We start from the raw sequence: 26,971 nt of genomic DNA, 5'->3' as shown, positions 1-26,971 counted from the left end.
GGACGGCGGCGAGCGCCGCGGCCACCCCGCCGCGGGCTGCGAGTCCCGGAGCGCCGACGCCGTCGTGCACGACCCGGCGCTCGGCATCGATCAGGACCGCGCGGCACCGCGATTTGCCGAGGTCGACGGCGAGCACGGCGGAAGCGGAAGGCATGAAAATAGTCTACGCACGGACGAGACTTCATGAAAGAATTATTCAAACCGACGAGGCGAGGAGACCGATGAGCATCCAGACGACCATCGCCGCGGTGACCGACGTCCTGCCGCCGTCGCTCGCCCGCATCGCCCGCGTGGTCGCCCGGACGCCGTCGATCGTGGTCGACAGCACCATCACCGAGCTGGCCTCCACGTGCCAGACCTCCGTCGCATCGGTGATCCGCTTCTGCCGCGCGATCGGCGTCGACGGATACGCCGCGCTGCGCATGGCCGTGGCCGCCGAACTCGGCCGCGAATCGGCCCAGTTCGGCGCACCCGCGGGCTTCGGCTCGGAGATCTCCGCGGCGGACTCGCTGCGCCAGGCCACGGCGAAGGTCGCAGCCCTCGAACTGCTCGCGATCGAGGAGACGGTCGCGGCACTCGACTACGAGGCGCTGGCGAGGGCGGTCGACGCCGTCGACATCGCCGATCGGATCGTCCTGTTCGGGGTCGGCGCGAGCGGATTGGCAGCCGCCGACCTCGGCCAGAAGCTCCTGCGCATCGGGCGGCTCGCCGTGGTCGCCTCGGACTCGCACGAGGCGACGGCCGTCGCGGCGCTGGGAACCACGCGGTCCGTGGCGATCGGGCTGTCGCACTCCGGCACGACGCGCGAGACCGTGACGTTCCTGCAGACGGCGCGCTCCGCGGCGAGCATCACGATCGCCATCACCGGGGCCGCATCCTCGCCCCTCGTCGCCCAGGCCGACCACGCGCTCCTGACGCACGCACGCGAACCCCGGCTGCGCGCGGGGGCGATGGTCAGTCGCATCGCGCAGCTCGCGGTCGTCGACTGCCTGTTCGTCGGGATCGGGCAGCGGCGCCACGACGCCACGATCGATGCCCTGCAGCGCACCTCGGAGGCCACGCAGCCTCTGCACGCCCCCGGCGGGACCGACGCGGACTGAGGCTCAGGGCGCGACGGGCTCGAGCCGGTCGACCGACACGACCGAGCCTGCCGTGCGCAGGAACACGATGATCCAGCTGAAGATCAGCACGGCGGCGATGAGCTCGACGGCCGTCAGGTTGTAGTACCCGGTCGCGAAGAACACCGCCAGCAGGACGATCACCAGCACGAAGGCCCAGCCGAAGGCGACGAAGACCTTGGGGATCGTGGGCAGGAACCAGGGCAGGCCGATCACGACGACCGCGAACACGACGACCATGCCGGTGGCGACGGAGTTGTGCACGAGGAAGAACTCGTCGACGGGGAAGATGCCGACACACGCCAGGAAGATCCCCATGAGGATGAGTCCCCCGCGCACCACGGTGCGTCCGCGTCGGTCCTCGGGCGCGGACGCGGGCAGCCCCGCCGTGGCGTAGCGGGCGATGGTCGTCACCATGACCCCGGCGATGATGAGGGTGAGGTTGAAGGCCAGCGACGCGCTGTTGCTGCTCATCCCCAGTGCCGACAGGTTGTCGCGCCACCAGTCGACGTCGCTCGACGCGAGCATCGCCGCGAACGCGCCGACGACGAGGAAGACCGCCAGCACGAGCGACAGCACCACCGGCGTCAGCGCCACGGCGCTGAGGAACGACACGTATGCGGTGAGCGCGAACGCGACGGCGACCAGCACGGCCCCGGGGAAGGCGAAGACCGGCGCACCGGTGAAACTGCGCTCGAGCAGCTCGGCGATGCCGATCCATCCCAGGTAGGCGATCGCGGCGTGCGCGAATGCGATGGCGGCGAGGTCGTATCAGCGCAGTCGGTCACCCGGAACGCTGAAGCCGTCACGCACCGCACTCGGATCGATCTGCTCGGGCCGCACGGCGAACCGGCCGGCGGCGAAGGCGAGGACCGCGGTGATCGCACCGCCGATCGCGGCGAACGCCCCGATCGATCCGGAGCCGCTGATCGCGAGCTCGCGCCCCCAGAACACGGGGAAGGCGACCGCGAATCCTGCGAGCAGGAACACGGTGCCCACGATGAGAGCCGTCGCCTCGAAGACGGCATCCGCCGTATCGGGGCCCCGCAGCTGCCGCAGAACACCCATGGCCTTCGCGCCGATGGCTTTCATGGCTCCCCCTTCCGAGGATTTCTCCTTGAAGTATGTCGGTTCGAGCGCGCACCGTGGGGGCACACCACCGCGGGGAACGCACGCACGGTGGGCAGCCGAGTCGCGGAGGTACGCTGAAACGATGACCGAGACCATCTCCGCCCGCGCCGTCCTCCTCGACATGGACGGGACCCTCGTCGATTCGACGGCTGTGGTGGAGCGGCTCTGGCTCGCGTGGGCCGAGCCGCACGGCATCGACCCCGCGACCGTGCTGAGCGTCGTGCACGGTCGTCAGGGTCACCAGAGCATGGCGATCATGCTCCCCGAGCGCGACCACTCCCTCAACCTCAGCGAGAACCGCGACATGCTCGCGCGCGAGGCGGGCGACGTCGACGGCGTGATCGAGATCGCGGGCGCCGCGGCGTTCCTCTCGAGTCTGCGGGAGCACGCGCATGCCATCGTCACCTCTGCCGATGTGCGTCTCATGACGGCTCGCATGGAGGCGGCAGGCCTCGCGGTGCCGCCGCTCGCCGTGACGGCGGAGAGCGTCAGCGCGTCGAAGCCGGACCCCGAGGGGTTCCTGCTCGGCGCCGAGCTGGTCGGAGCGGACCCGGCGGACTGCGTCGTCTTCGAGGACTCGGGGGCGGGCATCCAGGCCGCGCATGCCGCCGGGATGCGCGTCGTCGGCGTCGGCCCCCACGCCCCGACGCACTCCCCCGACTACCACATCGACGATCTGACGCAGGTGCGGGTGGTCGCGAGCGAGCACGGTCTGGACCTCGTCATCGGCTGAGCGACCGGAGATCAGATCAGCGCGAAGTCCTCGAAGATGAGCGTCGTGCGCGTGGAGCGGATCGACGGGATCGCCTGGATGTCCTCCAGCACGATGCGACGCAGGTCACGCGCGTCGCTCGCCCGCACGAGCAGGATGACGTCGAAGTCCCCTCCGACCAGAGCCATGTGCTCGATCTCGGGGATCGCGCGCAGCCGCGCGCTCACCTCCTGCCAGGTCGCCTGCTCGATCGCGAGGGTCACATAGGCGCTCGCGTGGTGCCCGAGACGCACCGGATCGGTGCGCACGGTGTAGCCGGTGATCACCCCCGCCTCCGTGAGCCGTCTGATGCGGGCGTGCGCGCCGGCGCGGGAGACATGGACCGCCTCGGCGATCGCCGTCATGGAGGATCGGGCATCGCGCTGCAGCTCGCCCAGGATCGCGCGATCGGTGTCGTCGAGCATGTCGTGGAACCCCTTCGTCCGGTGCCAGAATTCTGACACTTTGCAAGGTGGAGCGCCACCTTCGACGCACTCGTCCAGGATGTGCGGACATCTCTTGGACGATTGGCGTGGAGGGCGCATGCTCGTTCCATCGAGTTCGGCGAGGAGGGCGGACAGATGGATGACGAGCGATTCCGGTCACCGGAGGATCGACTTCTGCCTCGGCGGGAGCCCGTGCAGTTGATCGACGCCTCAGGCGTCGGCACCACCGATGAGCAGTTCCCCCGTCCGGATGCCGAGACGCTTCTCACGGCCTACCGCGGTCTCGTCGAGGGACGCCGCATCAACGACCAGGCGAGCGCCCTCGTCCGCCAGGGGCGCCTCGCCGTCTATCCGTCGTCGCACGGACAGGAGGCCTGCCAGGTCGGCGCAGCCCTCGCCCTCGCCGAGGGCGACTGGCTCTTTCCCACCTACCGGGACTCGGTCGCCGTCATCGCGCGCGGCGTCCCGGCCGCCGAAGCCCTCGTCCTGCTCAAGGGAGACTGGCACTCGGGCTATGACGTCCGCGCCCACCACGTCGCCCCGCAGGCCACTCCCCTGGCGACGCAGCTGCTGCACGCCGTCGGCTTCGCCTACGCGGCGAAGCGCCGAGGAGAAGACACCGTCGTGCTCGCCCTCTGCGGCGACGGCGCCACGAGCGAGGGCGACTTCCACGAGGCCCTGAACTTCGCCGCGGTCTTCCACGTGCCCGTTGTCTTCTTCGTGCAGAACAACGGATTCGCGATCTCGGTCCCGCTCAGTCGACAGACGGCGGCACCCTCCCTCGCCCACAAGGCCATCGGCTACGGGATTCCCGGCCAGCGCGTCGACGGCAACGACATCGCCGCGGTCCTGGCCGTGCTCGGCGAGGCCGTCGAGCGCGCGCGATCGGGGGGCGGACCGAGCCTCGTCGAGGCGCATACCTACCGGATGCAGGCGCATACGAACGCCGACGACGACACCCGGTACCGCGAGCGCGCCGAGGTGCAGTCGTGGATCGAGCGCGACCCCCTGACCCGCTTGCGCGCGCATCTCCGCGACACCGGCGCACTCACTCCCGAGCTGGAAGAGGAGTATGCGGCCGCCGCGGAGGAGACCGCGACGGCGATGCGAGAAGCGCTCAACGAGGATGCGGACATCGACCCCGAAGATCTCTTCCGCTTCGTGACCGAGGCGAGGTCGCCGCAGCTCGAGGAGCAGTGGCAGCTGCTACGGCGAGAGATCGAGCACACCGCTGACGCCACCGCAGGAGGTGCCCGATGACCATCGCACACGACGACATCCGCGTGGACGAGCGCTCGACATCCGTGTCGACCATGAGCATGGCGGCCGCGCTGAACCTCGCCCTCGCCGACGCCATCGAGGCAGACTCCGAGGTCGTGGTCTTCGGCGAAGACGTCGGCGCCCTCGGCGGGGTCTTCCGGATCACCGATGCACTCACCGCGCGGTTCGGCGAGGACCGCTGCTTCGACACCCCTCTCGCCGAGTCCGGCATCGTCGGCATGGCGGTGGGCATGGCGATGAACGGCATGCGCCCCGTCGTCGAGCTGCAGTTCGACGCCTTCGCGCTGCCGGCCTTCGAACAGATCGTCAGTCACGTCGCGAAGCTCGGCAATCGGACGCGCGGAGGGGTGCGGATGCCGATGGTGATCCGCATCCCGTTCGGCGGCGGGATCGGCGGCGTCGAACACCACTGCGACTCCTCCGAGGCGTATTACGCGCACACCCCGGGACTCACCGTCGTGAGTCCGTCGACCCCGCAGGACGCGTACTCGCTGCTCCGCGCGGCGATCGCATCTCCCGACCCGGTGATCTTCCTCGAGCCGAAGAAGCTGTACTGGACGAAGGGCGAGGTCGACACCACGGTCAGCGCCCGGATCGGCGCCGCGCGCATCGCGAGAGACGGCACCGACGTCACGCTCCTCGCCTACGGCGCATCCGTGCCCCTAGCCCTCGAGGCCGCCGAGGTCGCGGCATCCGAAGGGCGCAGCGTGCAGGTCGTCGACATCCGCTCGCTCTCGCCGTTCGACGACGCGACCGTCACCGTGGCCGTGCGGGCGACGGGACGGGCTGTCGTGATCGCCGAGGCGCCGGGGTATGCGAGCGTCGCCTCCGAGATCCAGGCCCGCGTGTTCGAGCGCTGCTTCGAGTATCTCGAGGCTCCGGTGCGCCGGGTCACGGGGTTCGACATCCCGTACGCACCGCCGAAGCTCGAGCACTGGCACCTGCCCGATGTCGACCGCGTCCTCGACGCGATCGACTCGCTGCACTGGGAGGACTCCGACCGCGAAGAGGGCGCATCATGACCGCCCTCACCACCCGTGTGTTCCGTCTGCCCGACCTCGGCGAGGGCCTGACCGAAGCGGGGCTCGTGCAATGGCTCGTCGCTGTCGGCGACACCATCGTCACGGACCAGCCGATCGCCGAGGTCGAGACGGCCAAGAGCATCGTCGAGCTGCCGTCGCCGTTCGCGGGCGTCGTGACGGCGCTGCACGGCGAGCCCGGCTCGGCCATCGACGTCGGCGCCCCCGTGCTCGAGGTCGCCGACGCGGCTCCCTCCGCAGGCCGGGAGCCATCGGTCGCCGTCGAGCACGATGCCTATCGCGACGAGGAACGTGCCGGATCCGGCAACGTCCTGATCGGCTACGGCACCACCGAGCGCGGCCGGTCAGGACGCCGCCGCCCGCGAGCGGCATCCGGGTCGACGACTCCGCCCTCGCTGACTCAGATCGCACCCGAGAAGACCCCACCCGAGGAGTCCGCACCCGAGCCCCCTGCACAGGACGCTCGGGCCCACGGTCCCGTCGCGGTCCGCTCCCCTCTCGTCCGGCGCCTGGCACGGGATCTCGGACTCGACGTGCACGCGATCGTCCCGACGGGACACGACGGAGCCATCACCCGCGCCGACGTCCTCGCCGCCGCGGTGGACGACGCCGTCGACGGAGCAGCCGCCCAGCATCGTGGTGCGAGCACAGGCACAGGCACAGGCACCGGCACCGTCGACGGCCTCTCCGTCACCTCTCGCGAGCGCCTGTCCGCGCTGCGTCGCACGGTCAGCGCCCGGCTGACTCGCAGTCGCTCGGAGATCCCCGAAGCGACGGTCTGGGTCGATGTCGACGCGACCGAGCTGTGGGGGCTGCGATCGCAGATGGCACCCGAAGGCGGCAGAGCACCCTCGGTGACAGCGCTCATCGCGCGCTTCGTGCTGCTCGCCCTCGAAGAGCATCCCGTGCTCGCCTCACGGCTCAGCGACGACGCCTCCGAGCTGATCTCGTTCGACGGCGTCAACCTGGGCGTGGCGGCCGACACCGACCGCGGACTCCTGGTTCCTGTCATCCCGCGCGCGCACGAACTCCGCGTCGACGAGCTCGACGCGGCGTTGCGCGACCTCACGGCGACCGCGCGATCCGGGTCGATGCCTCCCGAGCGTCTGCGCGGCTCGACCTTCACCCTGAACAACTACGGCGGACTCGGAGTCGACGGATCCGCCGCCATCATCAATCACCCGGACGTCGCGATCCTCGGCATCGGACGCATCATCGAGCGCCCCTGGGTGGTCGACGGGCAGATCGTCGCGCGCCGCATCGCCCAGCTGTCCCTGGTGTTCGACCACCGCGTGTGCGACGGCGGCTACGCCGCGAGCTTCCTCCGCCGCGTGACCGAGTTGATCGAGCATCCGCTGCGCGCATTCGGCAGGGTGTGACGATCCCGGCGCCGGCCGGCACCGCGGGCCTCACTCCACGGTGAGGTCGCCTCGCAGGGTGGTGTCGGCCGTCGTGATGCCGATGATCCGCGCCTCCGTGGAGTCGGTGTCCTCCCGTGAGGTGTGGAACGTGAGGAGGCGTCCCTCTCTGTCGGCGGCGTAGTACGCCCACTGCCCCGATGACGAGATGTGCACTCGCGTTCCCGACGGGAACGCGGCGAGCGCCGACGATACCGGGTCACCGATGCGCACCTCGAGCGCGTGCGGTGCCGCAACGCCGTCGACTCCGGCATCCTCTTCATCAGAGCGGGCGCCGGCGGTGATCTCGGAGATCATCCCGTCCTCGGTCGCTGTGACGATGAGCGAGGCGGTGCCGTCCGGGCTCGTGAAGATCCAGGGACCACCCGGGTACGAGGGCGGGGTCACCGCAGCACCCGGCAGCACAGCCACGACGTCGTCGTAGGCGTCGCCGAGGCGGACCGGGCCGACACCCGACGACGTGATCGACCACTCTGCCCAGGGCGCGGATGCATCGCCCTCCGGCTCCGTCGCCTCTGCCGGAGGGGTCGACGTCAGACTCTCCATGAGTTCGGATTTCGCACCGATCGCGGTCGTCTGCAGCAGCTCGACCGCGGCCGCCGCGTCGATCGGTGCATCATCGGGCAGCGAGGTCCTCAAATGGACGAGGGTGTTACCCACTGCCGCGAATCCTTGGAAGACCCGCCAGCCGTCGGAGGACGGGTCGGCGTTCAGCGTTCCCGCCAGCGCACGGGCGCCGTCCTCGTCATCCGCGACGACCGACTCGAAGGTCTGGGGGCTGCCGTAGTCGAACGCGCCGCATTCTGCCGCGGCACGCTCGAGCTGATCCATCCGCGCGGCCACCTGAGCCTCATCGGCGAACTGCATGGCGATGACGCTGTTCGACGAGTACTCGGTATCGCTCGGCATCGACCATGACATCGTCCGCGCTCCCAGAGAAGCGAGCGACTGCTCCATGTAGAGCACACCGCAGATCGCTGGCGCGAACTCCGGTCCGCCACCGTCGGAGATCTGCTGCAGAGCGTCGGAGGGTGCACTCACCTCTGACGCCGAGGGAATCAGAGCGACGATGTCCTCAGCCGAGGGCAACAGCCACGAGAGTTCGTCCCCGACGAACGACACGGGACCGGTATAGGGCTCCGGCGAGGAGGCCTCTGGTGTCGGTGTCGGCGTCGCTGACGTCGACGGATCCGCCGCGGGCGCACAGGCGGTGAGCGCGAGGAGAGCTCCGATTCCGACGACGCCGAGCGCAGCACGCACCCGACCACGATTCCGCACACGCATGACGTTCCTCCGATTCGCTGTTCACGCCGAGATCCGACGCCCCCGTCTGGAGAGTACGGTCGTCGTGCTCGTCCGGTCGAGGGCGAAATGCATGTCGATACGAGAATGAGAGAAATCACATGCCATCCGGCGCATACACCTGTCGGCCCGGCGTCCGAGGTCGGAGGACGTCCTCGCAGTCCGCGCCCCTCTTCCGCGCGGTGCCGAGATCGCAGCTCTTGGGCTGCATCCCCTGATGCGTTACGCTCTTCATTTACTGACCGATCATTCGGTAAGTGACCCGGGCGACGCAGCGTCGCTCTCCCCCACCGCAGAACAACGGAGTTCTCATGACGTCAGCAGTCTCTGCCCGCAGCTCGACAGGGCGGATGCCCACGGAGGAACGACGCGTCCTCGCCAGCACGCTCGTCGGCACCTCGATCGAGTGGTACGACTTCTTCATCTACGCACAGGCCGCGGGCCTCGTGCTCGCCCCGCTCTTCCTGGCGCCGATCGCCGAGGAGAACAAGGGCTTCGCGCAGGTGCTCTCGTTCGCCACCATCGGGATCTCGTTCCTGTTCCGCCCGCTCGGCGCCATCATCGCCGGACACCTCGGCGACAAACTCGGTCGCAAGAAGATGTTGGTGTTCACCCTCGTGATGATGGGACTCTCGACGTCCCTGATCGGCCTGCTCCCGACATACGCCGCGATCGGGGTCGCCGCACCGATCCTGCTCATCGTGCTCCGCATCCTGCAGGGCTTCTCGGCGGGCGGCGAGTGGGGCGGGGCGGCGCTGATGGCCGTCGAGCACGCTCCGACCAACCGACGAGGACTCTTCGGCGCGTTCCCTCAGATCGGCGTCCCGATCGGCATGATCCTCGCCACGGCCACGCTCTGGGTGCTGACGAGCGCGATGTCACCCGAGGCCTTCCTCGCCTGGGGCTGGCGCATCCCGTTCCTGCTCTCGATCGTGCTGATCGCGGTCGGCTACGTCATCAGGCGCGCGGTCGACGAGAGCCCCGTCTTCGAAGACCTCCAGCGTCGCCGACAGGAGGCCTCGGCACCGCTGGGTCGGCTGTTCCGGAAGAACGCCAAGCAGGTGGTGCTGACCGCGCTCATCTTCATCGGCAACAACGCCGCCGGCTATCTGCTCATCGCGTTCTTCGCCACCTACGCCGTCACCGTGCTCGGCATGGAGCGTCCTCCGGTGCTGCTGGCCACGACGCTCGCATCCTTCGGGTGGCTCATCTTCACGCTCTGGGGCGGCCATCTGTCCGATCGGCTCGGACGCGTCCGCACGTTCCAGATCGGGTACATCGCCCTCGCGCTCTGGGCGGTGCCGATGTGGTTCCTGATCGACACGGCGAACATCCTCTGGTACTTCGTGGCACTGTTCGTGATGACCTTCGCGCTCGGACTGTCCTACGGTCCGCAGGCCGCCCTCTATGCCGAGATGTTCCCCGCCACCGTGCGGTACTCGGGCGTCTCGATCGGGTACGCGCTGGGTGCCATCCTCGGCGGGGCCTTCGCCCCGATGATCGCCGAATCGCTGATGAACCAGTTCCAGGCCGCGTGGACGATCGGCGTGTACATCGCGATCGCCGCGGTGATCTCCCTCATCGGAGTGTCGATGGTCAAGGAGCCGAAGGGCGTCGACCTGCACGCCTGAGCGCGTCGCGGACGAACACCGAAGGGGCCGGTCATGCGACCGGCCCCTTCTCTGTTCACATGCCGAGGATCTCGGTCGCCGCCGCATGCGCCTCCGACGCGGTCGCCGCGCGGAGCACGGCTTCGGCGGCGGCGAGGCACTGCGCCTCGGTGACGCCGCCGAGCGCGGCAGCGACCCCACCCAGAGCCCGCGGCGCCATCGAGAGCGACGTGACCCCGAGGCCGACGAGCACGGGCGCGAGGGTCGGGTCGGCAGCGGCCTCTCCGCACACGCCGACCGGAAGCCCCCACGTGCGGCCGGCGGCCCCCGCAGCACCGATCAGACGCAGCACCGCGGGCTGCCACGGGTCGTTCAGGTCGCCGAGCTCCCCCAGCATCCGATCTGCCGCGAGCGTGTACTGCGCCAGGTCGTTGGTGCCGATGCTGACGAAGTCGACGACCTCGAGCATCTCGGATGCCAGCAGAGCCGCAGACGGCGTCTCGATCATCACCCCCACCGTCGCGAGGCCCGCGGCCCTGGCTCGTTCCGCGAAGTCGCGTGCCTCCTCGACCGTCGCGACCATCGGCGCCATCACCTCGACGAGCGCCGACTCCGCCTCGGCGGCGAGCGCCAGGGCGCGCAGCTGATCGTCGAGCAGCGCAGGCGAGCGGCGGGCGATCCGCAGGCCCCGGACCCCGAGGGCCGGGTTCTCCTCGGCATCCGCGTTCGCGAACGGCAGCGGCTTGTCGCTGCCCGCGTCGAGCGTGCGCACGACGACCCTGAGGCCGGGGAACTCCGCGAGCACTCCCCGGTACACCGCCACCTGCTCGTCGATCGACGGCGCGTCGACCCGATCGAGGAAGCAGAACTCGGTGCGGAACAGGCCCACGCCCTCGGCGCGCGCGGCGGCAGCCGCCGTGGCCTCCGCCGCTCCCCCGACGTTGGCGAGCAGAGCGATCCGGCGGCCGTCGGCGAGCGCACCCCGCCCGGCGAATCGCACCGGCTCGACCACGGCTCTCGCGCTCGCGATGCGCGACTCGTCGGGGTCGACGTCGACCGTTCCGCGGTCACCGTCGACGAGCACCGTCATGCCGACCGGGATCCCGGTCGCGCCGACGACCCCGACCACGGCCGGAAGTCCGAGCGATCGGGCGATGATCGCGGTGTGCGAGGTGGGTCCGCCCTGTGCGGTCACGAGTGCGACGCAGTTGCCGCCGTCCAACGATGCGGTGTCGGCCGGCGCCAGATCCGCGGCCACCAGCACGAACGGCTCGTCGCGCTCGGGCACGCCGGGCAGGTCGATGCCGAGGATGCCCGCGACGATGCGGTCGCGCACGTCGCGGATGTCGGCGACCCGCTCGGCCATGCGGCCGCCCAGTGCTTCGAGCCCCTGCTCGTGCGCCAGTGCGGTCTCCCACACGGCACGGGCCGCCGACCGCCCCGTCGACCGCACGAGAGAGGAGGCTTCCGCGACGAGCTCCGGGTCGGAGGCGATCAGCCGCGACGCATCGAGGATCGCCCCGGCCTCGCCCGTGGCGGCAGCGGAGCGGGCGCGCAGCTGCTCGGCGACCGCTTCCACGGCCCGCTCGATGGCGACCACCTCGCTCTCGCGGCGGTCGGGCGGTATGACCGTGCGCGATTCGGGCTCCGCCAGGGCGGGCGCGAGGAGCACCGCGGGCGCAGCGACCCGCCCCGCACTCACCCCGCGACCCCGCAGAACGGTTCCCGCGCGCACCGGCTCCGCCGGCGCTGCCGTCGTGGTCGGCGTGGTCGGCGTGGTCGGCGTGGTCGGCGTGGTCGCGTTCGGATGATCGGCGCCATCGGGGCTCGGGGCGGTCTCGGTCCCCTCACCGAATCCCTCCGCGAAGAGAGCGGTCAGGCGGTCGAGGGCGGCGTCCGCCTCCGGGCCGGTGGCCGTCAGCTCGACCGCGTCGCCCTGCCGGGCTCCCAGGATCAGCAGACGTGACAGGCTGGCCGCTCCTGCCTCCGGACCGTCCGGCAGGAGCCGCAGCCTGACGTCCGCGCCGACGGACGCCTCGGCGATCAGAGCGGCCGGCCGCGCATGGATGCCGAGCGGATTCCGCACCGTCACCACGCGCGTGATCGCCGGCCCGCGCTCATCAGCGTCGATCGCTGTCGATGGGGATGCCGTCGCGGCATCCCCGAGCTGGCCGGCCTTCGCCGCGAGCGACGCTGCCGCCTCGGCGGCCACGTCGTCGAGCGACCCGCCCGCCGCCGCCGACACGACCGCGGCGAGCAGCCCCTCGACGAACGGCGCGGGAGCGAGGCGCACCGGCACCTCGCTCATCCGCAGCTCGAGAGCGAGTTCGGCGCTGAGCACGGCCGACCCCAGGTCCATGAGCACGAGCACCCCGTCGCAGTCCGCCGCGAGCTCGTCGATCGCCGCCGCGACCGCGACGGCATCGGTGCCGAGGATCGGCGTGCCGTCTGCCTCCGCGCCCGCACCGGCGGCGACACGCACGCGCACGCCGTCACCCCGCACCATCTGCAGGGCAAGCTCCAGCGCCGCCTCCCCGAGCCGTGCGCTGTGGGAGACGGCGACGATGCCGATCATCGGGACGAGTCCGCCGTCGCCTGCGCGAGGGTCTCGAGCAGCAGCGTCGTGGATGCCGATCCGGGGTCGAGGTGACCGGCGCTGCGCTCACCCAGATAGCTCGCGCGCCCCTTGCGCGCGACGAGCGGCAGGGTGGCGTCGCGGCCGGCAGCCGCGGCCTGCGCTGCCGCCTCGGTCGCGGCCACGAGGTCGGCGCCGCCGGCGATGGCCGCGTCGAGCGCGTCGACCGCCGGCGCCATCGCGTCGAACATGGTCTTGTCCCCCGCCTCGGCCTTGCCGCGAGCCACGATGCCGTCGAGACCCGCCCGCAGCGAGGCGGCGAGCGCCGTGGCATCCAACTCGGTCACCGGCCCCGCCGACATCCCCATGCGCAGGAAGAGGGTTCCGTACAGCGGACCGCTCGCGCCGCCGACCGAGCTCACCAGCGTCATGCCGACGGTCTTGAGCAGTTCGTCGGCGGTGGCCGGCGCGCCCGCGTCGAGCTTCGCGACGACCGCATCCATCCCTCTGGCCATGTTCGCGCCGTGGTCGGCGTCGCCGATCGCCGAGTCGAGTTCGGTCAGCCAGTCCCGCTTCTCGGTCACGACGTCGCGGAACCGGTGGATCCAGTCGAGCAGCGCGGCGGTGTCGACGCTCGCCATCATGCTCCCCACCGCAGACCCGGGGTGTTCACCGGGGCATCCCAGAGCCGCAGCAGCTCGTCGTCGGCCTTCAGCACCGTGAGCGAGCAGCCTGCCATGTCGAGCGAGGTGATGTAGTCGCCGACCAGGGTGCGCGCGATCTGCACACCGGCCTTCTCGAGCAGCGCCGCCACCTCGCCGTACATCAGGTAGAGCTCGATCAAAGGCGATCCCCCCATGCCGTTCAGCATCACGATCGCCGGCCCGGTCAGGTCGAGGTCGGCGAGGATCGGCTCGACGAGCTGACGGGCGATCTCGGATGCCGGCGCCAGCGGTTCGCGGTGGCGGCCCGGCTCGCCGTGGATGCCGATGCCGATCTCCATCTGATCGTCGGGAAGGTCGAACGTGGGCTTGCCCGCGGCGGGTACCGTGCAGCTGGTCAGTGCCATGCCCATGGAACGTCCTTGGCCGTTGATGCGCGTCGCGAGCTCCACGATCGATCCGAGGTCCTGTCCCTCTTCGGCGGCCGCTCCCACGAGCTTCTCCAGCAGCACCGTGAGTCCGACACCACGGCGACCGGCCGTGTACAGCGAGTCCTGCACGGCGACATCGTCGTCGACGATCACGGTGCCGACCTCGATGCCCTCCATCTCGGCGAGCTCGGCAGCCATCTCGAAGTTCAGCACGTCGCCGGTGTAGTTCTTGACGATGTGCAGCACGCCGGCACCGCGGTCGACGGCCTTGGTCGCCGCCTGCACCCGATCGGGTGTCGGCGACGTGAAGACCTCGCCTGCGACGGCGGCATCCAGCATCCCCGGCCCCACATAGCCGCCGTGCAGCGGCTCGTGGCCCGACCCGCCACCCGACACCACCGCGACCTTGCCCGCGTCCTTCGGAGTCGCGCGCGTGATCACGTGATTCTCGAAGTCGACGGACAGCTCGGGATGCGCGAGTGCGACGCCTCGCAGCGACTCGTCCAGCACATCGGCGGGGTTGTTGATGAGCTTCTTCATCGTTCGATCTCCCTTGATCTCTGCGGTGGCGATCTTTCGCAATATTGGAAAGTTATTCGTCAATGTCGAATATGCTCGGGCGCAGTCGAGTTGTCAAGGTCCACTCAGACGACCGACGCGACTGTCCGGCTCGACGACGACCCGGAGGAGGAGGCCACCGTGATCCAGGCCATCGACCGCGCCGCCAAGGTGCTCGAGCTGCTACAGGGTGCGCGCCACCTCGGCATCACCGATCTCTCCGTCGCACTGGGCCTTCCCCCCTCGACCGTGCACGGGATCGTCAAGTCCCTGCGCGAGCACGGACTGGTCGCCAAGGAGCGCGGCGGGCAGCGCTACATGCTCGGTCCGACGCTGCTGCGTCTGAGCAATGTGTACCTCGACACGCTCGACGTACGGGCGCGGGCCATGCGCTGGACGCAGGAACTCGCTCGACGCACGAATCTCCCGGTGCGGCTGGGAGCACCGCACTTCCACGAGGTGCTCGTCATCCACCACGACCTGCGCCCCGACGACAGCCAGCAGATGCTCGAGACCGGCGTCGCGATCCCCGCTCACGCCTCGGCGATGGGCAAGGTCCTGCTCGCGCACGACCTCGGGTTCCAGCGTACGGTGTTCGAGCGACCGCTGCGCAGCCTCACAGGCGACACGATCACCGACATCGCGCGCCTGACGCTGGAGCTGCCCGCCATCGCCGAACGCGGCAGCGCCTCGGAGACCGACGAGGCCGTGCTCGGGGAGTCGTCGATCGCCGCGCCCGTGGCCGACGCGTCGAACGACATCGTCGCGGCGGTCGCCGTCGTGATGCCGACGTCGCAGACGCCGGCACCCGACGCCGTGCTCAACGCGCTGCGCGAGACGGCGCGCAACATCTCCCGCGAGCTCGGCGCGACGTCCTGGCCGCCGCGCGTCGCCCCCGCCGACGACTGACCGTCGGCGAAAGACCTACTCGGCCAGCAGCAGGTCAGCCGCGCGCTCGCCGATCATGATCGAGGGCGCATTCGTGTTGGCACTCGGCACGAACGGCATCACCGATGCGTCCGCGACCCGGAGCCCTGCGACGCCCCGCACTCGAAGCTGCGGATCGACGACCGCCAGCTCGTCGACACCCATCCGGCACGTGCCCACCTGGTGGTGATAGGTCCCGACGGTCCTGCGGGCGAAATCGCGCAGCTCATCGCGGGTCGTGACGTTCTCGCCCGGAGCGAACTCGGATGCTCGGAAGGGCGCGAACTCGTCGCGACCGCCGATCTCCCTGACGAGTTCGATCGCGTCGACCATCGCCTCGAGGTCACGCTCATCGGCGAACACGTTCGGATCGACGAGCGGCGCGACCGACGGCTCGGCCGACGACAGACGCACGCTGCCGCGCGAGTGCGGCCGGACGATCCCTGCGGTGATCGTATAGCCCTGCTCGGGCGCGGCTCCCCCGTCGGTCGGGTACGGCACGTGGATGAAGAGCGGCTGCAGGTCGGGGGCATCCGAGTCGCTCACGACGCTGGAGCGCGCATACAGCTGGCTCTCGAGCAGGTTCCACTGCGGTGGGGCCACCGGGTCGAGGGCGTCGTACAGCACGCTGACCAGCAGATGGTCGTGCAGGTTCTCCCCGACACCGGGCACATCCGCGACGACCTCGATGCCCAGCCGCTCCAGGTCGCCCCGGGGACCGATCCCCGAGCGCAGGAGCACGGCAGGTGACCCGATCGCACCGCCGGACAGCACGATCTCGCGCCGCGCTTTCGCGAGGTGACGGACTCCGTCGACCTCGTACTCCACGCCGACGGCCCTCCCCTCCTCGACGACGATCCGGCCGACCAGCGCGTTCGTGGTCACCGCCAGTTCCTCGTGCCCGAGGATCGGCGCCACGAACGACTGCCAGGCCGATGCCCGCTTGCCGTCCTTGGTCGTCGTGTGGTTGAAGCCGGCACCGTCGAGTCTCTCGCGATTGAAATCCTCCGTACGCGGGATGCCGCTCGACACCGACGCCTCCACAAAGGCCGCCGCGAGCGGATGCCGCGCGCCGGCAGGGATCCGCTCGACATGCAGCGGTCCACCGGCGCCGTGGAATTCGTCGGCGCCGTCGGCGTGATCCTCGGACTTGCGGAAGTACGGGAGCACGTCGTCCCACGACCAGCCGCTCGCGCCCTGCGCCGCCCAGCCGTCGTAATCGCGGCGGTCGCCGCGCATGTAGATCATGCCGTTCAGCGAGCTCGACCCGCCGAGGGTCTTGCCGCGGGGCCAGTAGAGCACCCGTCCGCCGAGATGCTGCTGGGGCGTCGTCATGACCGCCCAGTCGTTCGGCGACATGAGCAGCCCCGGCCAGCCCTGCGGAGAGTGGATGCTCGGATCGCTGTCGACGGAGCCCGCCTCGATCACGTGCACGCTGCGCCCCGCATCCACGAGCCGGCGTGCGATCGCACTTCCCGCGGATCCCGCACCGATCACGACGTAGTCGGCCACTTCTGTGAGCTCGGTCATCACTCGTTCCTCTCTGAACGACAGACGTCTTCGTCTGCTCTCAGATCAGGATCGACCTTTCACCGCGCTCGGAACCGGCCACCGGCGAACACCAGTGTGCCGGATGCGCACGGATGCACGTCGTCGCACTCGAGGAGGCCGCGGGCTCAGTGCGCGACGGTGAGCGTCTGCGCGCGGTACTCGCTGGGCGTCATACCGAACCGGGTGCGGAAAGCGCGGGTGAACGCGGTGGCGTCGGTGAAGCCCCACCGCGCGCCGATCGAGGAGATCTGCTGCGCACTCTGCGTCGGGTTGCTCAGGTCGCGCCTCGTGGCGTCGAGCCGACGGTGCCGGATCCACGCGCTCACGGTATCGTTCTTGCCCTCGAACAGCTTCTGCAGATAGCGCACAGAGATGTGGTGGGCCCTCGCGATCTCCGTGACGGTGAGCTCGGCATCGCCGAGGTGCTCGGCGATGTACAGCTCGATCCGCGTGAGCAGAGCACGGCGGCCGACCTCTTCGCCGCCGTCCAGCTCCACTTCGAGCCGCTCGCCCAGCGCTGCGGTGAGCAGGTCGAGCACCGCGTCCGACAACGGCATCCGATTCTGCAGCGTGCCGTTCTCGAGCGTCGCGTCATAGGCGCGCAGCATCGACGACGCGATCGCACCGACGCCCTCGCGCCCGGAGAACCGCGACGCGGTGAGGGCGCGCAGACGTGCCCGATCGATGCGCAGCGTCTCGAGGGGGAACATCACCACGAGCATCCGGAACGGACCGTCGAAGTCGAGCGCATACGGCCTCGTCGTGTCGTAGACGGCGAAGTCGCCGGGCATCAGGGTCGCCTCTCGACCGTCTTGACCGATCAGGCTGCGCCCCTGCAGCTGCACGCCGAGTTTGATGTGGCCGGGGTCGTCTCGAGCGATCTCGGCCTTCGTGCGGCTCACCCGGACGGCCGAGCCCGCGACGCTCGAGACCGACAGCGGCCCGACCGGCTGCGCGACGAGCTTGCCCTGGAACCCCGACCGCTCGGCCCGTTCGGACGACCAGGCCCGCAGCGGCACGAAGCTGCGGTTCACGGCATCCGTCCACATGTCGAACCGCTCGGCGGAGGGCACCGCACCGCAGTCGACGACGACTCTGCCAGCGACCGCATCGGGTGCGCGATCGTCCATTGGTCACTCCTCGCCTCATCGCGTGTCGGACAGCATACGCGCACTACATCGGCGCGGGATCGACTCAGCGCGACTGCAGTCCGTCCAGGCTCACCCGGAGGATGTCCTCGCCCAGTTCGTCGGGGTCGACGGGTCCACCGGGCCGGTACCACTCGACGACCGAGTTGATCATGCCGAAGATGAGCCTCGTCGCGACGGCGGCATCCACGTCGTCGCGGATCAGTCCCTCGGTCTGCGCCTCGGTGACGATCGCGGTCACGCGCTGGTCGAACGCGCGACGACGCACGAGCGCCGCGGTCTCGACCTCTCCGTTGCCACGCACCCGCAGCAGCAGCGTCACCGACGGGAGCTTCTCGGTCAGCACGCGCACCGCGCCGCGGATGATCGATCGCAGGCGGTCGGAGGCGAGCGGATGCCGCGCCGTCGCCTCGTCGACGACGGCCTCGAGCGCGTCGAGGGCGTCGTTCAGCGCGAGTTCGAGGATCGCGGACTTCGATTCGAAGTGGTGGTAGAGCGCGGACTTGGTGAGTCCCAGCGTCGCGCTGAGATCCGCGACACTCGTCGCGTCGTAGCCCTGCTCGTTGAAGACCTTCACGGCGACCGCGAGCACCTGCTCACGGTCATAACCTGGCCGGCCGCGCTTGGGGGCCGGCGCATCGGATCGGGGCTGCGCCATGGGCCAAGTCTGTCATTCCCGGTGAGTTGCCATTCGCTCTGCGATCTGAGATCGTATTCCTGACCGATCGGTCTGAAATTATCGCCAGCGTTGGTGATCGAGAGGATGACGATGTCCGAGGCCTATCTCGTCGAGGGCGTCCGCACCCCCGTCGGCCGGTACGGAGGCGCTCTCGCGTCCGTCCGCCCGGACGACCTCGCCGCCCTCGTGGTGGGTGAGACGGTCCGCAGGTCCACCATCCCGGTCGAGGCGATCGACGAGGTCATCCTCGGGGCTGCCAATCAGGCCGGAGAGGACAATCGCAACGTGGCGCGCATGGCGGTGCTGCTCGCGGGCCTCCCCGATTCGATCCCCGGACTGACGGTCAACCGCCTCTGCGCCTCCGGAATGTCAGCGATCGCACTCGCCGCGAACGCCGTGCGCGCCGGCGACGCCGACCTCATCGTCGCCGGCGGCGTCGAGTCGATGACCAGGGCGCCCTGGGTGCAGTCGAAGCCCGATCGGCCGTGGGCCAAGCCCGGCGCCGCCTTCGACACCTCGATCGGCTGGCGCTTCACGAACCCCCTCCTGAGCGCCCGCGACAAGGCCACCTTCTCGATGCCCGAGACGGCAGAGGAGGTCGCGCGCGTCGACGGGATCAGTCGGACGGATGCGGACGCGTTCGCCCTCCAGAGCCACCAGCGGGCCATCGCCGCGATCGATGCCGGTCGGTTCGCCGACGAGATCGTGGGGGTCGAGACGAGCCGCGGAATCGTCGACACCGACGAGGGACCCCGGCGCGACACCACTCTCGACGCGCTCGCGACGTTGCGCGCCGTGGTCGCCGGCGGCGACGTGGTGACCGCCGGGAACTCCAGTTCTCTGAACGACGGCTCCTCCGCGATCGTCGTGGCGAGTGCAGAGGCAGTCGAGCGGCATGGCCTGCGGCCTCGCGCGCGGATCGTCGCGGCGGCGACCGCCGCTCTCGCCCCCGAGATCATGGGCCTCGGTCCGGTGCCGGCCACGCAGAAAGCGCTCGCGAAGGCGGGGCTGCAGGTCGGCGACCTCGGAGCCGTCGAGCTGAACGAGGCCTTCGCATCGCAGTCCCTCGCCTGCATCCGCCGCCTGGGGCTCGACCCGACGATCGTCAACGCCGACGGCGGTGCCATCGCGCTGGGCCACCCGCTCGGCTCGAGCGGGTCACGGCTCATCGTCACGCTGCTGGGCCGACTCGAACGCGAGGGAGCGCGATACGGCCTCGCCACGATGTGCGTCGGCGTCGGGCAGGGCACCGCGATGATCGTGGAGCGTCTCCCATGACCCTGCACATCGAGGAGCGCGACGACCGGGTCGTCGCCACGCTCGACCGCCCCGAGAAGCGCAACGCGATCGACCAGGAGACCATCGACGCGCTGCACGAGCTGTGCGCCGCACTCGAGGCCTCGCCGCGGACGCTCATCGTCACCGGCTCCGACGGCGTCTTCGCCGCGGGCGCCGATATCGCCCAGCTGCGCGACCGCACTGCGGACGACGCCAGGCGCGGCATCAATGCGATGGCCTTCATCCGCGTGCGCGAACTGCCGATGCCGGTGATCGCGGCGATCGACGGCTATGCACTCGGCGGTGGCGCCGAACTCGCCTACGCGGCCGACATCCGCATCGCGACGCCGTCTCTGCGCATCGGCAACCCGGAGACGGGACTCGGGATCATCGCCGCCGCGGGCGCGACGTGGCGCCTGCCCGAGATCGTCGGCGACGCGCGGGCGAGCGAGCTGCTGCTCACCGGACGAGCGCTCGACGCCGAGGACGCACTGCGGTGGGGGCTCGTCTCGTCGCTGCATCCCTCCGACGAGCTGCTTCCGGCGGCGCACGCGATCGTCGACCGCATCGTGGCGAACGATCCGAGAGCGACGCAGCACACGAAACGCGCACTGCGCACCCCGCGCGCGCAGCATCCGGCGATCGAGCTCGAGCTGCAGGCCGAGCTGTTCGAGTCGCCCGAGAAGCACCGCCGCATGACGGCATTCCTCGAGAGGAAGAACCGATGAGCGAGACGGCGAAGGCACCGCGCGGGGTCGGAGTGCTCGGCGGAGGGCGCATGGGAGCCGGGATCGCGCATGCGTTCCTGCTCGCCGGCTCGCACGTCACCGTGGTCGAGCGCGACGCGGCGAGCGCGGATGCAGCCCTGGCACGCGTCAGCGACAGCATCCGCCGCTCCGTCGAACGTGATTCTTCCCTGCAGGAGGCCGACATCATCGGCCGTCTCACCACAGGAAGCGACATCGCGGCGTTCGCCGACCTCGATCTCGTGATCGAGGCGGTGCCCGAGGATCGCGAGCTCAAGGAGCACGCGCTCGCCAGAGCCGAGGCGGCGATGCCCGCGCATGCGACGTTGGCGAGCAACACGTCGTCGATCTCGATCGATGACCTCGCCACCCACCGCCTGCGTCCGGAGCTCTTCCTCGGCCTCCACTTCTTCAACCCGGTTCCTGCCTCCGCGCTCGTCGAGATCGTGCACGGGACCGCGACCGACTCCGCGGTGACCGACCGCGCCGGCGGCTGGGTGTCCGCGCTCGGCAAGACGCCGATCGTCGTCAGCGACTCCCCCGGCTTCGCCTCCTCGCGCCTGGGCGTGATGCTCGGGCTGGAGGCGATCCGGATGCTCGACGAGGGCGTCGCGACCGCGGCCGACATCGATGCGGCGATGACACTCGGATACCGGCATCCGGTGGGTCCGCTGCGCACCACCGACATCGTCGGGCTCGACGTGCGGCTCGGCATCGCCGAGGAGCTGGAGAGCACACTGGGCGAGCGTTTCGCTCCGCCGGAGCTGCTGCGACGCATGGTCGCCGAAGGAAAGCTCGGCCGCAAGAGCGGCGAAGGGTTCTACACATGGAACGAGGAGAGATGACCGAGTATCTGCCGAGCTATGTCCAGGGCACGTGGTGGACGCCGTCGTCGCCCACGCGATCCGCCGAGGTGCGGGATGCGTCCACCGGGGACGTCGTCACTCTCGTATCCACCGAGGGCTTGGATCTCGCGGCGGCCCTGGAGCACGCGCGCACGGTCGGACAGCGGAGCCTCGGTGCGCTGACCTTCCACCAACGAGGGGTGCTGCTCAAGCAGTTCGCTCTCGCCCTGACCGACCGCAAGGACGAGCTGTATGCGCTGTCCGCCCGCACCGGTGCGACGAAGAACGACTCGTGGGTCGACATCGACGGCGGCATCGGCGTGCTGTTCTCGTACTCCGGCAAGGGGCGACGCGAACTGCCCAACAGCCGCGTGCACGTCGACGGGCCGGTCGAGCCGCTCTCGAAGGACGGGTCGTTCCTCGGGCGCCATGTCTACACCACGCTCCCCGGCGTGGCCGTGCAGATCAACGCGTTCAACTTCCCGGTGTGGGGATCGCTCGAGAAGTTCGCGCCGGCGTTCCTCGCCGGCATGCCGACGCTCGTGAAGCCCGCAACTCCCACGGGCTATCTGGCCGAGGCCATGGTGCGCATCCTCGTCGAGTCCGGGCTGCTTCCCGAGGGCTCTCTGCAGCTGGTCAGCGGCGGCGTTCCCGACCTGTTCGAGCATCTTCGACTCGGCGACATCGTCGGCTTCACCGGCAGCGCGTCGACGGCGGAGAGCCTCAAGGCCCACCCGGCTGTGCAGACCGGCGGGGTGCGGTTCACGGCCGAGACCGATTCGATCAATGCCTCGGTGCTCGGCACCGACGCGGTCGAGGGCACGCCCGAGTTCGACGCCTACGTACGCCAGCTCGTCACCGAGATGACCACCAAGGCCGGACAGAAGTGCACCGCGATCCGCCGGGCGATCGTCCCCACCGGGTCGGCGGATGCCGTGATCTCCGCTGTGCAGGCGCGCATCGCCGACAAGACGGTGCTGGGCGACCCGCGCGCCGAAGGCGTGACGATGGGACCCCTCGCGTCGACCGCGCAGCGCGACGAGGTGCTGCGTCAGGTCGGCAGGCTGCAGACAGCGGGAGGACGGATCGTCGTCGGAACGACGGATGCTCCCGAGGTGCGGCTCTCCGACGGCAGCACCGGCCTCTCCCCCGACGGCGCGTTCGTCTCCCCCCTGCTGCTGCGCTTCGACGATGCGCAGGCCGAGGCGGCGCACTCGATCGAGGCCTTCGGTCCGGTGTCGTCGCTACTCACCTACGACACCACCGCCGACGCCGCGGCGCTCGTCGCTCGGGGCGGCGGATCGCTCGTCACCAGCATCGCGACGCACGATCCCGTGCAGGCGGTGGAACTCGCGACACGCATCGCACCGTTCAACGGCCGGATGCTGCTGCTCGACCGCGACGACGCCCGATCGTCGACCGGGCACGGATCCCCGCTGCCGAACCTCGTGCACGGCGGCCCCGGCCGCGCCGGCGGCGGCGAGGAGCTGGGTGGCATCCGTGCTGTGCTGCACCACATGCAGCGGACCGCGGTGCAGGGCTCGCCCGAGATGCTCACCGCGCTGACCGGCGTGTGGCACGCGGGTGCCGCGGCGCACAGCGGCGGTCGGCATCCGTTCCGCAAGTCGCTCGCGGAGCTGCGGATCGGCGACCAGATCGTCTCGGCCTCGCGCGAGGTCACGCTCGACGACATCGAGACCTTCGCCCACTTCACCGGCGACACGTTCTATGCGCACATGGACGAGGCCGCCGCCGCCGCGAACCCGTTCTTCCCCGGCCGCGTGGCGCACGGCTACCTGCTCGTGTCGTGGGCGGCCGGTCTGTTCGTCGACCCCGAGCCCGGGCCGGTGCTCGCGAACTACGGCCTGGAGAATCTGCGGTTCATCACGCCGGTCTCCCCCGGCGACACGATCCGCGTCGAGCTCACGGCCAAGCAGATCACGCCGCGCGAGACCGACGAGTACGGCGAGGTGCGCTGGGATGCGGTCATCCGCAACCAGAGCGACGAGTTCGTGGCGACCTACGACGTGCTCACGCTGGTGAACAAGGAGCAGACGCCCGAGGGTGTGGCCGCATGAGGCCGATGATGCAGCGCGACGCCGCCTCGGCGATGCTCGGCATGGTCGTCGAGCTCGATGAGCCGGGAGAGGCGGTGGTCTCGATGACGGTGCGGGATGACATGCTGAACGGCTTCGCGATCACGCACGGCGGTCTGGTGTTCACGCTCGCCGACACAGCCTTCGCGATCGCCTGCAACGAGGACGAACGGGTCACGGTCGCCGGCGGCGCGGACATCACGTTCCTGAAGTCCACGACTGCGGGCCAGCGTCTGACGGCGCGGGCCGTGCGCCGGGTCGTGAGCGGCCGCAACGGCCTCTACGACGTCTCGGTGACCGACGAGTCCGGTGACGTCGTCGCCGAGGTGCGCGGCCGCTCGCTCACGACGAACCGCTCGCAGGAGGGGTGAGATCGTGCGGCCCCTGCATGGTGAGGGCCGGAATCGGAGTGCTCACGATTCCGGCCCCGACCTGATCCCGACCTGCGGCCCGCCCTCAGCGCTGGATGACCTTGGGAGCCGCGACCGCCTTGAGCCCCGCCACCCCGAACTCCTGGCCGTAGCCGCTGGCCTTGATGCCGCCGAACGGCACGTGCGGGTTGATCGCGCCGTGCTGGTTGATCCATACGGTGCCGGCCTGCACACGGCGGGCGACCTCGCTCGCGGCATCCGGGTCGTCAGACCACACCGACGCCCCCAGTCCCTGGGCCGAGTCGTTCGCGCGGCGCACGGCATCGTCGACATCCGAGTACCGGATGACCGGGATGACCGGACCGAACTGCTCCTCGTCGACGAGTGCGGTTCCGTCGTCGATGTCGGCGACGACCGTCGTGCGGTAGAACAGCGGTCCGTGCTCGGGCGCGGGCTCTCCACCGGTGACGATCCGCGCACCGCGCTCTCTGGCGTCATCGACGAGTCGGGCCACGATGTCGAACTGCTTCTCGTTCTGGAGCGGCCCGAGGACGTTCGCCTCGTCGAGACCGTTGCCGAGCGGCATGGCGTCGGCCAGCTTCGCGAGGGTGTCCACGACCTCGTCGTACTGCGAGTCGTGCACGTAGAGCCGCTTGAGTGCGGCGCATGTCTGACCGGTGTTGATGAAGATCCCCCAGAACAGGTTCTCGGCGATGGCCGCGACATCGGTTCCCGGAAGGATGATGCCGGCGTCATTGCCGCCGAGCTCGAGAGTCAGCCGGGCGAGACTGTTCGACGACGCCTCGACGATCCGGCGGCCCGTGGCCGTCGACCCCGTGAACATGATCTTGTCGAGGTCGGGATGAGCCGCGATCGCCGCCCCCACCTCGCGGTCGCCCGAGATCACGGTCAGCACGCCGTCGGGCAGGTGCCTGTTGTAGATCGCGGCGAGCGCGAGCACCGAGAGGGGCGTGTACTCGCTGGGCTTGACCACCACCGTGTTGCCCATGCGCAGCGAGGGTGCGATCTGCCACACCGTGATCATCATCGGCCAGTTCCACGGCCCGATGGCGCCGACCACTCCGAGCGGGTCGTAGTGGACCTCTGCGCGCGAGTCACCGGCCTCGAAGACGACCTCCGGTTCGAGAGGCGTGTCGGCGGCGGTGCGCGTCCAGGCGGAGCACGCCCCGACCTCGAAGCGGGCGTTCGGCCCGTTCAGCGGCTTGCCCTGCTCCCGCGAGAGGATCACGGCCAGCTCTTCAGCGTTCGCGTCGAGGTCGTCGGCGATCGCGGTGAGGATGCGACTGCGCTCGGCGTGCCCGAGAGCAGCCCACGCCGGCTGCGCGGAGCGAGCGTTCACGATGGCGCGATTCAGGTCATCGACCGTATGAACGGGCGCATGGCCGATCATCTCGCGCGTCGCCGCATCCGGGATGGGGCGACCGCCGCCCTCCGGCGCGGTGATGGACTCCAGGATCGTCGTCGTGGTCGTGGTCACAGCATCCTCCTTGATCGCGGACTGCTCTGTCCGGTGTCCGGAGCCTACGATCGCGAACGCGGGCCGGTACAGCGCCGACGACCGTTCGTGCGCACCCTGCACAGGGTCGTACGCCTTCGGCAGATCGAGCCCTCATCATCCGCGATCTGATGGAGAAGCCCCACCTTGCGACGAAGGAGTCGACGATGACCATGACTGACGCCCGCCCCGAGTTCGGCGCCGAGACCGAACTGCACTCCGCGGAGGCACTCGCTCGGCTCCAGCTCGAGCGCCTGCAGTGGACGGTCCACCACGCGTACGAGAACGTGCCGACCTATCGCCGCAAGTTCGACGCGCACGGCGTGCACCCCGACGACATCCGCACCCTCGACGACGTGCAGAAGCTGCCGTTCACCACCAAGGCCGACCTGCGCGAGAGCTACCCGTTCGGCATGTTCGCCGTGCCCATGGCCGAGGTCCGGCGCGTGCACGCATCGTCCGGGACGACGGGGCGTCCGACCGTCGTCGGGTACACCGAGGGCGACCTCGACCGCTGGAGCGACCTGATCGCGAGGTCGCTGCACGCAGCGGGGATCCGCGCCGGGATGAAGGTGCACAACGCGTACGGCTACGGACTCTTCACCGGCGGACTCGGTGCGCACGCGGGTATCGAGCGCCTGGGTGCTACCGTGATCCCCGTGTCCGGCGGCCAGACGGCGCGGCAGGTGCAGCTGATCACCGACTTCGAACCCGACGCCATCCTCTGCACGCCGAGCTATCTGCTCACGATCGCGGATGCCATGGAGGCGGCGGGGATCGACCCGACGACGACGTCGCTCCGAGTGGCTGTGCTCGGCGCGGAGCCGTGGACGAACGAGATGCGGCGAGAGATCGAGCGACGACTGAACATCGACGCGGTCGACATCTACGGGCTCAGCGAGGTGATGGGCCCCGGTGTCGCGAGCGAGAGCGTCCTCACCAAGGACGGTCCGCACATCTGGGAAGACCATTTCCTCCCCGAGATCATCGACGGTGACACCGGCGATCGGCTGCACGACGGCGACCTCGGCGAGCTGGTCTTCACCTCGCTCACCAAGGAGGCGTTCCCGGTCATCCGCTACCGCACCCGCGACCTCACACGCCTGCTGCCGGGGACCACGTACCCCGCTCTTCGGAGGATGGAGAAGATCACCGGGCGCAACGACGACATGATCATCCTGCGCGGTGTGAATCTGTTCCCCACGCAGATCGAAGAACTCGTGATGGGCATCGAGACGCTGACGCCCCACTTCGTGCTCGAGCTGCACCACGTCAATCGTCTCGACACCATGACGGTGCGCATCGAGCGACACCCGTCGCTGAGTGCCGAGGAGTGCGATGCCGCGGCCGCGGTGCTGGCTCATCGGATCAAGATGCACATCGGCACCACCGTCGATGTCACGGTCGAAGAGCCCGGCGCCCTGCCCCGAAGCGAGGGCAAGTACAAGCGCGTATACGACCTGCGCTGAGGTGCTTCGGTCGGAGCTGCGT

Annotated in this window: 24 protein-coding genes; 13 read left to right on the top strand and 11 right to left on the bottom strand. The window is 69.9% G+C overall.

Annotated elements, in window-relative coordinates; all coding sequences use genetic code 11:
- Window positions 1-221 precede the first annotated feature (221 nt).
- Window positions 222-1,100: a MurR/RpiR family transcriptional regulator gene (locus HWD99_RS03145; protein ID WP_241794787.1), complete on the top strand. Its 879-nt coding sequence runs from the start codon at window positions 222-224 to the stop codon at window positions 1,098-1,100.
- Window positions 1,101-1,103: 3 nt separating this feature from the next.
- On the opposite strand, the gene HWD99_RS03140 is transcribed toward HWD99_RS03145, so the two are convergent.
- Window positions 1,104-1,769 carry a DUF998 domain-containing protein gene (locus HWD99_RS03140; RefSeq protein ID WP_241794786.1) on the bottom strand — a complete coding sequence of 222 codons (666 nt, stop codon included), beginning with the start codon at window positions 1,767-1,769 and terminating at the stop codon, window positions 1,104-1,106.
- 120 nt (window positions 1,770-1,889) lie between these two features.
- On the bottom strand, window positions 1,890-2,210 hold the full coding sequence (locus tag HWD99_RS03135; protein WP_241794785.1) for a hypothetical protein: 321 nt from the start codon (window positions 2,208-2,210) through the stop codon (window positions 1,890-1,892).
- A gap of 121 nt (window positions 2,211-2,331) precedes the next feature.
- On the opposite strand from HWD99_RS03135, the gene HWD99_RS03130 reads away from it, so the two are divergent.
- Window positions 2,332-2,982: an HAD-IA family hydrolase gene (locus HWD99_RS03130; protein WP_241794784.1), complete on the top strand. Its 651-nt coding sequence runs from the start codon at window positions 2,332-2,334 to the stop codon at window positions 2,980-2,982.
- An 11-nt stretch (window positions 2,983-2,993) separates the two neighbouring features.
- Here the strand turns inward: HWD99_RS03130 and HWD99_RS03125 are convergent, their stop codons facing one another.
- Entirely contained in the window at window positions 2,994-3,425 is a 432-nt protein-coding gene (locus HWD99_RS03125) for an Lrp/AsnC family transcriptional regulator (RefSeq protein ID WP_241794783.1), read from the bottom strand.
- A 156-nt stretch (window positions 3,426-3,581) separates the two neighbouring features.
- Here HWD99_RS03125 and pdhA point away from each other — a divergent pair, with 156 nt between their 5' ends.
- Genes pdhA through HWD99_RS03110 form a run of 3 tightly spaced genes read left to right on the top strand, consistent with a single transcriptional unit; the run spans window position 3,582 to window position 7,146 of the window.
- Complete coding sequence (gene pdhA, locus HWD99_RS03120) at window positions 3,582-4,706, top strand: pyruvate dehydrogenase (acetyl-transferring) E1 component subunit alpha (RefSeq protein WP_241794782.1); 1,125 nt, start codon at window positions 3,582-3,584, stop codon at window positions 4,704-4,706.
- A complete protein-coding gene (locus HWD99_RS03115; protein WP_241794781.1) occupies window positions 4,703-5,749 on the top strand; it encodes an alpha-ketoacid dehydrogenase subunit beta in 1,047 nt (348 codons plus the stop codon). The genes pdhA and HWD99_RS03115 overlap by 4 nt, the downstream gene beginning before the upstream one ends.
- Complete coding sequence (locus tag HWD99_RS03110) at window positions 5,746-7,146, top strand: dihydrolipoamide acetyltransferase family protein (protein WP_241794780.1); 1,401 nt, start codon at window positions 5,746-5,748, stop codon at window positions 7,144-7,146. The genes HWD99_RS03115 and HWD99_RS03110 overlap by 4 nt, the downstream gene beginning before the upstream one ends.
- Before the next feature lie 30 nt (window positions 7,147-7,176).
- On the opposite strand, the gene HWD99_RS03105 is transcribed toward HWD99_RS03110, so the two are convergent.
- On the bottom strand, window positions 7,177-8,445 hold the full coding sequence (locus HWD99_RS03105; protein ID WP_241794779.1) for a hypothetical protein: 1,269 nt from the start codon (window positions 8,443-8,445) through the stop codon (window positions 7,177-7,179).
- Between the two features lie 353 nt (window positions 8,446-8,798).
- On the opposite strand from HWD99_RS03105, the gene HWD99_RS03100 reads away from it, so the two are divergent.
- A complete protein-coding gene (locus tag HWD99_RS03100) occupies window positions 8,799-10,118 on the top strand; it encodes an MFS transporter (protein ID WP_241794778.1) in 1,320 nt (439 codons plus the stop codon).
- A 55-nt stretch (window positions 10,119-10,173) separates the two neighbouring features.
- Here the strand turns inward: HWD99_RS03100 and ptsP are convergent, their stop codons facing one another.
- Genes ptsP through dhaK form a run of 3 tightly spaced genes read right to left on the bottom strand, consistent with a single transcriptional unit; the run spans window position 10,174 to window position 14,305 of the window.
- Window positions 10,174-12,672 carry a phosphoenolpyruvate--protein phosphotransferase gene (ptsP, locus tag HWD99_RS03095; RefSeq protein ID WP_241794777.1) on the bottom strand — a complete coding sequence of 833 codons (2,499 nt, stop codon included), beginning with the start codon at window positions 12,670-12,672 and terminating at the stop codon, window positions 10,174-10,176.
- The gene (dhaL, locus tag HWD99_RS03090; protein ID WP_374205445.1) at window positions 12,669-13,313 is read right to left on the bottom strand and encodes a dihydroxyacetone kinase subunit DhaL; all 645 of its coding nucleotides are present in this window, start codon (window positions 13,311-13,313) and stop codon (window positions 12,669-12,671) included. The genes ptsP and dhaL overlap by 4 nt, the downstream gene beginning before the upstream one ends.
- Window positions 13,313-14,305 (bottom strand): dihydroxyacetone kinase subunit DhaK, encoded by a 993-nt coding sequence (gene dhaK / locus HWD99_RS03085; RefSeq protein ID WP_241794775.1) that lies wholly within the window; start codon window positions 14,303-14,305, stop codon window positions 13,313-13,315. Before dhaK ends, dhaL begins: the two co-directional genes overlap by 1 nt.
- Window positions 14,306-14,395: 90 nt before the next feature.
- Between dhaK and HWD99_RS03080 the strand changes: the two genes are divergently transcribed.
- A complete protein-coding gene (locus HWD99_RS03080; protein WP_241794774.1) occupies window positions 14,396-15,232 on the top strand; it encodes an IclR family transcriptional regulator in 837 nt (278 codons plus the stop codon).
- A 15-nt stretch (window positions 15,233-15,247) separates the two neighbouring features.
- Here the strand turns inward: HWD99_RS03080 and HWD99_RS03075 are convergent, their stop codons facing one another.
- From HWD99_RS03075 to HWD99_RS03065, 3 genes are all read right to left on the bottom strand, one after another.
- Window positions 15,248-16,780 carry a GMC family oxidoreductase gene (locus tag HWD99_RS03075; protein WP_241794773.1) on the bottom strand — a complete coding sequence of 511 codons (1,533 nt, stop codon included), beginning with the start codon at window positions 16,778-16,780 and terminating at the stop codon, window positions 15,248-15,250.
- Between the two features lie 146 nt (window positions 16,781-16,926).
- Window positions 16,927-17,931, bottom strand: a complete 1,005-nt coding sequence (locus tag HWD99_RS03070) for a helix-turn-helix domain-containing protein (protein ID WP_241794772.1) — start codon at window positions 17,929-17,931, stop codon at window positions 16,927-16,929.
- Between the two features lie 64 nt (window positions 17,932-17,995).
- Complete coding sequence (locus HWD99_RS03065; RefSeq protein ID WP_241794771.1) at window positions 17,996-18,607, bottom strand: TetR/AcrR family transcriptional regulator; 612 nt, start codon at window positions 18,605-18,607, stop codon at window positions 17,996-17,998.
- A gap of 111 nt (window positions 18,608-18,718) precedes the next feature.
- Here HWD99_RS03065 and HWD99_RS03060 point away from each other — a divergent pair, with 111 nt between their 5' ends.
- Genes HWD99_RS03060 through paaI form a run of 5 tightly spaced genes read left to right on the top strand, consistent with a single transcriptional unit; the run spans window position 18,719 to window position 23,964 of the window.
- On the top strand, window positions 18,719-19,906 hold the full coding sequence (locus HWD99_RS03060; RefSeq protein ID WP_241794770.1) for an acetyl-CoA C-acyltransferase: 1,188 nt from the start codon (window positions 18,719-18,721) through the stop codon (window positions 19,904-19,906).
- Window positions 19,903-20,634 (top strand): enoyl-CoA hydratase/isomerase family protein, encoded by a 732-nt coding sequence (locus tag HWD99_RS03055; RefSeq protein WP_241794769.1) that lies wholly within the window; start codon window positions 19,903-19,905, stop codon window positions 20,632-20,634. The genes HWD99_RS03060 and HWD99_RS03055 overlap by 4 nt, the downstream gene beginning before the upstream one ends.
- Window positions 20,631-21,497 carry a 3-hydroxyacyl-CoA dehydrogenase family protein gene (locus HWD99_RS03050; protein WP_241794768.1) on the top strand — a complete coding sequence of 289 codons (867 nt, stop codon included), beginning with the start codon at window positions 20,631-20,633 and terminating at the stop codon, window positions 21,495-21,497. The genes HWD99_RS03055 and HWD99_RS03050 overlap by 4 nt, the downstream gene beginning before the upstream one ends.
- Window positions 21,494-23,575 carry a phenylacetic acid degradation bifunctional protein PaaZ gene (gene paaZ, locus HWD99_RS03045; RefSeq protein WP_241794767.1) on the top strand — a complete coding sequence of 694 codons (2,082 nt, stop codon included), beginning with the start codon at window positions 21,494-21,496 and terminating at the stop codon, window positions 23,573-23,575. Before HWD99_RS03050 ends, paaZ begins: the two co-directional genes overlap by 4 nt.
- A gap of 5 nt (window positions 23,576-23,580) precedes the next feature.
- A complete protein-coding gene (paaI, locus tag HWD99_RS03040; protein ID WP_241794766.1) occupies window positions 23,581-23,964 on the top strand; it encodes a hydroxyphenylacetyl-CoA thioesterase PaaI in 384 nt (127 codons plus the stop codon).
- An 85-nt stretch (window positions 23,965-24,049) separates the two neighbouring features.
- Here the strand turns inward: paaI and HWD99_RS03035 are convergent, their stop codons facing one another.
- Complete coding sequence (locus tag HWD99_RS03035) at window positions 24,050-25,462, bottom strand: aldehyde dehydrogenase family protein (RefSeq protein ID WP_241794765.1); 1,413 nt, start codon at window positions 25,460-25,462, stop codon at window positions 24,050-24,052.
- 185 nt (window positions 25,463-25,647) lie between these two features.
- Here HWD99_RS03035 and paaK point away from each other — a divergent pair, with 185 nt between their 5' ends.
- Entirely contained in the window at window positions 25,648-26,949 is a 1,302-nt protein-coding gene (gene paaK / locus HWD99_RS03030) for a phenylacetate--CoA ligase PaaK (protein ID WP_241794764.1), read from the top strand.
- Window positions 26,950-26,971 lie beyond the last annotated feature (22 nt).

It is taken from the genome of Microbacterium sp. C5A9 (assembly GCF_022627955.1).
Lineage (GTDB): Bacteria > Actinomycetota > Actinomycetes > Actinomycetales > Microbacteriaceae > Microbacterium.
This window is presented reverse-complemented; position numbering and strand designations above follow the sequence as displayed.